Origin of the sequence: Burkholderia sp. BDU5 (genome assembly GCF_001522845.1) — a bacterium.
GTDB classification, from domain to species: domain Bacteria; phylum Pseudomonadota; class Gammaproteobacteria; order Burkholderiales; family Burkholderiaceae; genus Burkholderia; species Burkholderia mayonis.
This window is the reverse complement of sequence record NZ_LOWC01000029.1, coordinates 182411-190697: the sequence shown is the minus strand read 5'-3', so window position 1 is coordinate 190697 and position 8287 is coordinate 182411. Positions and strand designations below refer to the sequence as shown.

General features: G+C 66.1%; 6 protein-coding genes. 4 read left to right on the top strand and 2 right to left on the bottom strand.

Features of this window, described 5'->3' with window-relative positions; genetic code table 11:
- Positions 1 to 324 precede the first annotated feature (324 nt).
- Entirely contained in the window at positions 325 to 1110 is a 786-nt protein-coding gene (locus WS69_RS06120; protein ID WP_059469900.1) for an IclR family transcriptional regulator, read from the top strand.
- Between the two features lie 308 nt (positions 1111 to 1418).
- Positions 1419 to 2135: a TetR/AcrR family transcriptional regulator gene (locus WS69_RS06115; protein ID WP_059469899.1), complete on the top strand. Its 717-nt coding sequence runs from the start codon at positions 1419 to 1421 to the stop codon at positions 2133 to 2135.
- 321 nt (positions 2136 to 2456) lie between these two features.
- On the opposite strand, the gene WS69_RS06110 is transcribed toward WS69_RS06115, so the two are convergent.
- Complete coding sequence (locus WS69_RS06110) at positions 2457 to 3647, bottom strand: M20 aminoacylase family protein (protein ID WP_059469915.1); 1191 nt, start codon at positions 3645 to 3647, stop codon at positions 2457 to 2459.
- A 134-nt stretch (positions 3648 to 3781) separates the two neighbouring features.
- Here WS69_RS06110 and WS69_RS06105 point away from each other — a divergent pair, with 134 nt between their 5' ends.
- Both WS69_RS06105 and WS69_RS06100 read left to right on the top strand, forming a co-directional pair.
- The gene (locus WS69_RS06105) at positions 3782 to 4681 is read left to right on the top strand and encodes a LysR family transcriptional regulator (protein ID WP_059469898.1); all 900 of its coding nucleotides are present in this window, start codon (positions 3782 to 3784) and stop codon (positions 4679 to 4681) included.
- A gap of 234 nt (positions 4682 to 4915) precedes the next feature.
- Positions 4916 to 5698, top strand: a complete 783-nt coding sequence (locus tag WS69_RS06100) for an ABC transporter substrate-binding protein (protein WP_059469897.1) — start codon at positions 4916 to 4918, stop codon at positions 5696 to 5698.
- Positions 5699 to 5905: 207 nt separating this feature from the next.
- Here the strand turns inward: WS69_RS06100 and WS69_RS06095 are convergent, their stop codons facing one another.
- Entirely contained in the window at positions 5906 to 8026 is a 2121-nt protein-coding gene (locus WS69_RS06095; RefSeq protein ID WP_082715986.1) for an acyltransferase family protein, read from the bottom strand.
- Positions 8027 to 8287 lie beyond the last annotated feature (261 nt).

Below are 8287 nucleotides of genomic sequence, written 5' to 3'. Positions count from 1 at the left end.
ACCGCGCCGAGGTCGTCGGCCCGCACCGGGGCCAGGGCGCCGCCATAGCGGCCGATGGGCGTGCGGATTGCGTCGCACAGAAAAGCTTCGGTCATCGTCGTCTCCGGTCAATCTGATCACGCGAGCCGACGCGACGGAAACCGCCGTCGCCGCTCGCCTCGAAATTTGTTCGATAATAGAACTTAAGATCGTTAATCGAACGTTTCCGTGCGATCATAGGGAGCGCACCGGCTCCCGTCAAGCACGCGGCCCACGCGGGACACGGGTTGGCGCAACCCGACCCCATGCGCTAATCTTCTCCGCTGCACATTATTCCAAGCGGCCATGAGCACAGAATTTCAGGCAAAACCAGGCGACTCCTACGTCCAGTCTTTCGCGCGGGGACTCGCAGTCATTCGCGCGTTCGACGCGGAACATCCCGAGCAGACGCTCACCGAGGTCGCGGCGGCGACCGGCCTGACCCGCGCGGGCGCGCGGCGCATCCTGCTGACGCTGCAGACGCTCGGCTACGTCGAAGCCGACGGCCGCCTGTTCCGCCTCACCCCGAAGATCCTCGATCTCGGGTTCGCGTATCTGACATCGATGCCGTTCTGGAATCTCGCGGAACCGGTGATGGAGCAGCTATCCGCGCGCATCCACGAAAGCTGCTCGGCGGCCGTGCTCGACCGCACCGAGATCGTCTACGTGCTGCGCGTGCCGACGCACAAGATCATGACGATCAATTTGTCGATCGGCAGCCGGCTGCCGGCGTACTGCACGTCGATGGGCCGCGTGCTGCTGGCGTCGCTCGACGACGCCGCGCTCGACGACACGCTCGCGCAGAGCACGCTGCGCGCGTACACGCCCCGCACGCTCATCGACCCTGCCGCATTGAAGGATGCAATCGCGCAGGTGCGCAGCCAGGGCTGGGCGATCGTCGATCAGGAACTGGAAGCCGGGTTGATTTCGCTGTCGGCGCCGATCCGCAACCGGCGCGGGCACGTGATCGCCGCGATGAACATCAGCGGCAATGCGCAGCGGCACTCCGCGAAACAGATGGTGAAGACGTTCCTCGACCCGCTGCTGGAAGCCGCGCAGACCGTGTCGCAACTCGTCGCGCGACGCGGATGACATGGCGCGCTTGGGGACCGCCCCTGCCCCCAAGCGCGCACTCTCCGACGTCATCTTCGGCCAGAACGGTGCGGCGGCGCCTGCACGGCCCTATCTTTGTTTTGCTTTATCAAGCAGCGCCGCTCGCCGATCGAATCCTGTCCGAATGGTCAGGTTATAGCGCATTGGCGCCGTGAATTCAATGGATTAAAAAAAACGTGTCGTTTATGCGCGGCGGAACGGCCGCCAGCGATCCGCGATGCGTCGGCCGGCGGCCGCGGCGTCTACAATGACGGCCTCCGGTTGCCGCCATCCACCGAGCGCACGCCATGCAACACGACGATCCGACGACGCCCCCCGACGCGCCCGCGCCGCGCGCCCGGACGAACGCGGCGCGCACGCCGAGCCGCGCGCGCAAGGCGCACATCCGCGAGCTGAACGAAGCGCACCTGCTCGCATGCGCGGAGGCCGTGTTCGCCGAGCGCGGCTTCGAGGGCGCGAGCACCGCGCTGATCGCCGAGCGCGCCGGGCTGCCGAAGGCGAACCTGCACTATTACTTCCCGACGAAGCTCGCGCTGTACCGGCGCGTGCTCGACGACCTGCTCGAGGACTGGCACAGCGCCGCGGACAGCTTCGACGTCGGCGACGATCCGGTCGCCGCGCTCGGCGGATACGTGCGCGCGAAGATGGCGCTGTCGTACAAGCGGCCACTCGGCTCGAAGGTGTGGGCGAACGAGATCATCAGCGGCGCGGAACACATGCAGGATCTGCTGCTCGAGCGCGTGAAGCCGTGGATGGATACGCGAATTGCGCTGATCGAGCGCTGGATCGCGCGCGGGCTCGTCGAGCCGGTCGAGCCGAAAACGCTGCTCTACATGATCTGGGCGGCCACGCAGCACTACGCGGACTTCGACGCGCAGATCGTCGCGCTGTCCGGCAAGCGCGCGTTGTCGGCGAAGGCGTTCGACAAGACGACGGAAGAGGTCGTGCGGCTGATTCTGCGCGCTTGCGGCGCGCGTTCGCCGGGGGCGCTGGAACAGGCTTAGGCCGGGGGCGGGGCGGACGGCGCGGATTTTTGCGCCCGTTGCCCGTTGCCCGTTGCCCGTTGCCCGTTGCCCGTTGCCCGTTGCCCGTTGCCCGTTGCCCGTTGCCCGTTGCTCGTTGCCCGTTGCTCGTCGCTCGTTGCTCGTCGCTTGGCAGCTTCGTTTTGCTCCCCAAGCTGCTTGCCGCTCTCCGCCTGACGTCCCGCGCCAACGCTACCGCCGGGCGCCGGGCCGGCAACATCGACACACAGGTGGACGGCTCACACCCCGCCGCCAACCGCGGCGCCCATCGCAGAGCCAGCCCACCGCCAGTCCACCGCCCGCCTACCGCCCGAGATACCGCTCGACGAGCCGCGCCCAGAACGCCGCGCCGATCGCCAGATTGCGGTCGTTGAAGTCGTAATCGGGGTTGTGCAGCATGCAGCCGTCGTCCGCGCCCGCGCCGTTGCCGAGCCGCACGAACGCGCCCGGTCGCCGCTGCAGCATGAACGCGAAGTCCTCGCTGCCCATCAGGATGTCGGCCTGTTCGACGACGTTCCGCTCGCCGACCAGCTCCTTCGCGACCTGCGCGGCGAAGTCGGTTTCGGCATCCGAATTGACGACGACCGGATAGCCTTCGATGTACTCGACGCTCGCCTTCGCGCCGTAGCTCGCCGCCTGCGATTCGACGAGCTCGGCGATGCGGCGCTTGAGCAGCGCGCGCACCGCCAGGTCAAACGAGCGCACGGAGAGCTCGAGCCGCGCGCGGTTCGGAATGATGTTGTTCGCGGTGCCCGCGTGCAGCGAGCCGACCGTGACGACGGCGGGCTGCGCGGGATCGACGTTGCGCGCGACGATCGTCTGCAGCGCCATCACGATGCTCGCCGCCACGACGATCGGATCGACCGCGAGATGCGGCCGCGCCGCGTGGCCGCCGACGCCGTGAATCTCGATCACCGCCTTGTCGCCCGCCGACATGAACGGCCCGCGCCGCATCAGGAACACGCCCGGCTCGACGCCCGGATGGTTGTGCATCCCGAACACCGCGTCGCACGGGAAGCGCTCGAAGAGGCCGTCGTCGATCATCTTCTTCGCGCCGCTGTCGACGCCGTGCTCTTCCGCCGGCTGGAAATACAGATGGACGGTGCCGGAGAAATTGCGCGTCCGCGCGAGCCGCCACGCGGCGCCGAGCAGCATCGTCGTGTGGCCGTCGTGGCCGCACGCGTGCATCTTGCCGGGCACGGCGCTCGCGTACGGCAGCCCGGTCGCCTCGACGATCGGCAGCGCGTCCATGTCCGCGCGCACGCCGACGCCGCGCGCGCCGTCGCCCGCGCGCAGCGTGCCGACGACGCCCGTCTCGCCGACGCCGCGCGTCACCTGCCAGCCCCACGCCTCGAGCTTGTCGGCCACGAGCGCGGCCGTCTCGATCTCTTCGTACGCGAGCTCCGGATGACGGTGGATGCGATGGCGGATCTCGCGCAGCGCGTCGGCGAGGGGGGCAAGGTCGTCGACCTCGGTCAAGCGTGCGTCGTTCATCGAAGGCTCCGTGGCGGCGGCGTCCGTGCAATCGGACGCGCAGAAGCGGGCCACTATATCGACGCCGTAACGATTCAATAAGATGCTGTTTTTTTCACCGCGATAAACTGCGTTTATCACCCTCCTTCGCCGCCATGAAGCTCCAGCAACTGCAGGCGTTCGTCTCCGCCGCCCATCACAAGAGCCTGCGCGCCGCCGCGCGCGAGCTCGGCGTCACGCAGCCCGCGATCACGCACACGATCCGCGAGCTCGAGAGCGCGCTCAACGCGGAGCTGCTCGTGCGCAGCGTGCGCGGCGTCGAGCTGACCGCGTGCGGCCACGCGCTCTTGCCGCGCGCCGAGCAGTTGCTCGGCGACATGCGCCGCACCGTCGAGGCGGTCGAGCAGGTCAGGGGCGAGATGTCCGGGCGCATCGCGGTCGGCACGATGCCGTCGATCGCGCTGACCGCGCTGCCGCGCGCGGTGATGAAGTTCCGCGCGACGATGCCGCGCGTGAACCTGTCGCTCGAGGAAGTGACGGTGCCCGACGCGCTCGCGCGGCTGCGCAACGGCGAACTCGACATCGCGGCGATCCATCACATCCCCGCGCTCGAGCGCGACTTCGCGCAATTGCCGCTGTGCTCGACGGAATTCGTCGTCGCGATGCGCGAAGGCCATCCGCTCGCGGGCGCGCGGCGGCTAGCCGAGCTGCTCGACGCCGAATGGATCGTCACGGTCGGCGCCGATCATTTCCCGCACAGCGTGATGATGTCGATGTTCAACGCACACGGGCTGCCGCTGCCGCAGCGGCTGCTGCGCGCGCCGTCGTCGTTCGCGGTGACGCTCGGCCTCGTCGCGCGCTCGGACGTGATCGGCTGCTTCACGAAGCCGCTCGCCGCGATGGTCGAGCCGCTCGGCATCCGCGCCGCGCGGCTCGACGACACGCTGCCGAGCTACGACCTGTCGATCCTGTCGCGCCGCGACCTGCTGCCGACGCCCGCCGTCACGCAATTCATCGCCTGTCTCCGGCACGCGGCCGACGAAACGTTGACATAGATCATTCCCGGGCGGGCAACGCCGCACCGCGCCGCACAAACCGCCTCGACGCGCGCCGAACCGCTATCGGGGCTTCCACTAGGAAGCGCCGCGCTATTTTGTCTTGGTAATCTTGGCGCACCGTTCGTCCCGCACCGGACGAGGGCACCAGTCAGCCCGGCCCGCAGCCGCGCCGGGCCGAAGCGCACTTGCGGCACAACCGCGCGCAATCATCGAACTACACGAGGAACAACAGTGAAAAAATTCTTGGCGGCTTTGACCGTGGCCCTGCTCGCAGTGTCGGCAGGCGGCGCCTATGCGAAGGATTGGTCGACGATCCGTTTCGGCGTCGATGCGAGCTATCCGCCTTTCGAATCGAAAGGTCCGGACGGCAAGGTGGTCGGCTTCGACGTCGATCTCGGCAACGAGATCTGTAAGCGTGTGAAAGCAAAGTGCGTGTGGATCGAGAATGACTTCGACGGCATGATTCCCGCGCTGAAGGCGCGCAAGTTCGACGGCGTGCTGTCGTCGATGTCGATGACGCCGCAGCGTGAAGAGCAGATCGCGTTCTCGTCGAAGCTGTTCAACACGCCGACGCGCCTCGTCACGAAGAAGGGCGCGAATCTGATGCCGACGGCCGACTCGCTGAAGGGCAAGACGGTCGGCGTCGAGCAGGGCACGATCCAGGAAACGTACGCGAAGACCTACTGGGCGCCGAAGGGCGTGAAGGTCCAGCCGTACCAGAACCAGGACCAGGTCTACGCCGACTTGCTCGCCGGCCGCCTCGACGCGGCGCTGCAAGACGCCGTGCAGGCCGACATCGGCTTCCTGAAGACGCCGCGCGGCAAGGATTTCGCGTTCGCCGGCTCGGATCTCGACGATCCGAAGACGCTCGGCGAAGGCGCCGGCATCGGCCTGCGCAAGGAAGACACCGATCTGAAGGCGAAGATCGACAAGGCGATCGCCGACATGCACAAGGACGGCACGTACGACAAGATCGCGAAGAAGTACTTCGACTTCGACGTGTACGGCAAGTAAGCCGGCCCGCGGGCGGCGCGACCGGCGCGGCGCCCTGCGCGGCGAAAAACGGGCTTCGCTGAAGAGCGAAGCCCGTTTTTTTGCGCCCGGCATCGACTCGCGCAACCGGACGGCAGGATCGGGCAGCGCCCGCCGAACATGCATGCACGCCCGCGCCTTCATTCGGCAGTCGTCCGCCGGTTGCCGCCCGGCGTCGGCAAACCGGCGCTACGCGACGCCGATCAACTTGCGTACGAACGCCTCGAAGCCGGGCAGGACCCGCAAATTTCCATAACCGCTGATGTGATCGCCGTCGAAAAACAACGGCCTCTTGCCGTCGTACGCCGAGCACGTTTTCTCCGGACACAGGAGCGGCAGCGGATCCCAAGTATGAACGTTCGGCACCTGGGCCGCGATCCGCGCGTACGATTCAAGAACCGGCGCCCTCAGCTCGTCGATCTCGCGCCTGCTGACAAGCGGGCCGCGTTCGCAAATCGCGTTGTGTCGATTGAACCAGTCCGAGCAACGGTACGGGACCATTCTGAATATCGGCGTCGGCGCTTCCAGCACGATGCTGGCCCCTCTCCGCTCGATGTCCCGCAACACCGGAATGGCATCGGCGACGGCCCGGTTTCGCTGAGCGGCCGCTGCGCCGCCGAACAGCAGCTGCCGCGCGGCCTCGTCGCCCACGAACGCCCACTGGGTGATCATGCGCGGCAGGCGAAGAGACGGCAGGAAAACGACGTCTCCCGGCGCGAGTTTCGACAGCATGTCCGTCAACGCCGCGTCGCCGTATCGACGGCATCCGGGATCGCCGCCCTCGCGCCACGGCTGAAGGCTGACGAACGGACACCCCGCATTGTTGTAGGAATAGACCGTGATGCCTGTCCGAACGACGAATTGCTTGAACATGCCGGCATAGGCCATCGCGTGCGAATCGCCGATCACGAAGACACGATGGCGGCTTTCCGGCGGCAAGTCGCAATGCTTGCGCGAATAGATCCACAACCTCCCGCCGTGGACGTCCCGATTGTCGACGTCCGCAAGACAGCCCGGATAGGCGGGGTTCGTGTCGGCGCCGTACGGATACCAATCCAGCCGGTTTCGCGCGACCGTACTGAGCGACAGCGCCGGCTGAGCGACGGCCAGCATCGACGAAAGTCCCGCGCCGCCCGCCATCAAGCCCAACCCACACGCGGCCACGACGACGCGAGGCACCCTGCGCGCCGACGAACCGCGACGAAACGGCGTCTCGACAAAACGGTGCGAAGCAACCGCAAGCGCGAACGCGAGAACCAGCGCGCAGGCTCTGCTGCTCGTCGAGTCGAGCCCGATCGTCCAGCGAAACACGACGAAGATCGGCCAATGCCACAGATATAGCGAATAAGAAATCCTGCCCACGAATCGAAAAGCCCGGCTCTCCAGAATCGTGGAAATCAGGCCCGCATGCCCGCGCCCGTATAGCAAGCCGAGCAGCCCCAGCGTGCCGGCGACAGGAACGATCGCGCCGGGGAAGGGATAGAGATCCGGCTTCGACATGACGAATCCGGCCAGCACCGCCGACACGGACGCCCAGGCGCCCGCCTTGATTCCGGCGGCGGCGGAAGATCGCGCCGGCTCGGCCGCGGAAAATCCGGAAAACGCGACGCGCTGATAGAGCAGCGCACCCGCCGCAAGCTCCCAGAATCGACCGAAGATGAAATAGAACGCTTGCGTGTGCTTCGCGGGTCCCACCCAGCCAGCCCACGACAGCGACGTGCACAGCCCGACGGCAATCAGCGCCGTCGACAGATATTTCCGGTTCTTGCGAGCGAGCCATGCCCAGAACAGAAACGGAAAGATCAAATAAAACTGTTCCTCGACGCCGAGCGACCACGTGTGCGTGTACGGATTGAACTCAACCTTCGGAGAAAAATAATCGCTGCCCGTCGCGCCGAGGATGAAATTGCTCAAGCCAAAAAATGCGAGCAGTCCGGTTTTCTGATTTCTGTCGCTCAGGTAGGACGCCGGAATGAAGAGCGTCGCGATCAAGCCGGTCACGAGCAGGACAACGACCAGCGCCGGCAGAATCCGCCGCATGCGCCGGGCATAGAAAAACAAAAGAAATTGCCCGAACGATATCGGCCCGAGGTTCGCGACGGACGAACTCACGACGAAGCCCGAAATCACGAAGAAAATGTCGACGCCGGAAAAACCGCCCGGAAGCCAGCGCGCATCCATGTGATACAGCATGACGGACAGCACCGCCCACGCTCGCAGGCCGTCGATGTACGGAAGGTACGCGGTTTTCTCGCGTGTCCTCGGCTCGCCGGTCCGGCTGCCCGTCAACTGCATCTCGCTCACTGTCATAGGATCGATCCTTGGCCGAGCCTTCGCCGCCCGCATTCGAACGATAAAAAAATCGACGCCCCGCACGCGCTGCGGCAGACAGTGTATCGATTAAAAAATCGTCATAATTTTGATCCGGCGAGCACGCTGCGTTCGACGCAAGTCATTGATCGGACAGAAAAACGGTGAACCTCCGGCACAGGTTTGGTGCGTCGATGACGATCCACGTACAATCGTTGTCTCACCGACATCGACAGAAGGCGCGCGGCGGTTGCGCCGCTC

Bases quoted from the DNA above. Each gene is read 5' to 3' on its own strand.
- WS69_RS06120 (WP_059469900.1), top strand. From the start codon at position 325: ATGAGCACAGAATTTCAGGCAAAACCAGGCGACTCCTACGTCCAGTCT.
- WS69_RS06115 (WP_059469899.1), top strand. From the start codon at position 1,419: ATGCAACACGACGATCCGACGACGCCCCCCGACGCGCCCGCGCCGCGC.
- WS69_RS06110 (WP_059469915.1), bottom strand. From the start codon at position 3,647: ATGAACGACGCACGCTTGACCGAGGTCGACGACCTTGCCCCCCTCGCC.
- WS69_RS06105 (WP_059469898.1), top strand. From the start codon at position 3,782: ATGAAGCTCCAGCAACTGCAGGCGTTCGTCTCCGCCGCCCATCACAAG.
- WS69_RS06095 (WP_082715986.1), bottom strand. From the start codon at position 8,026: ATGACAGTGAGCGAGATGCAGTTGACGGGCAGCCGGACCGGCGAGCCG.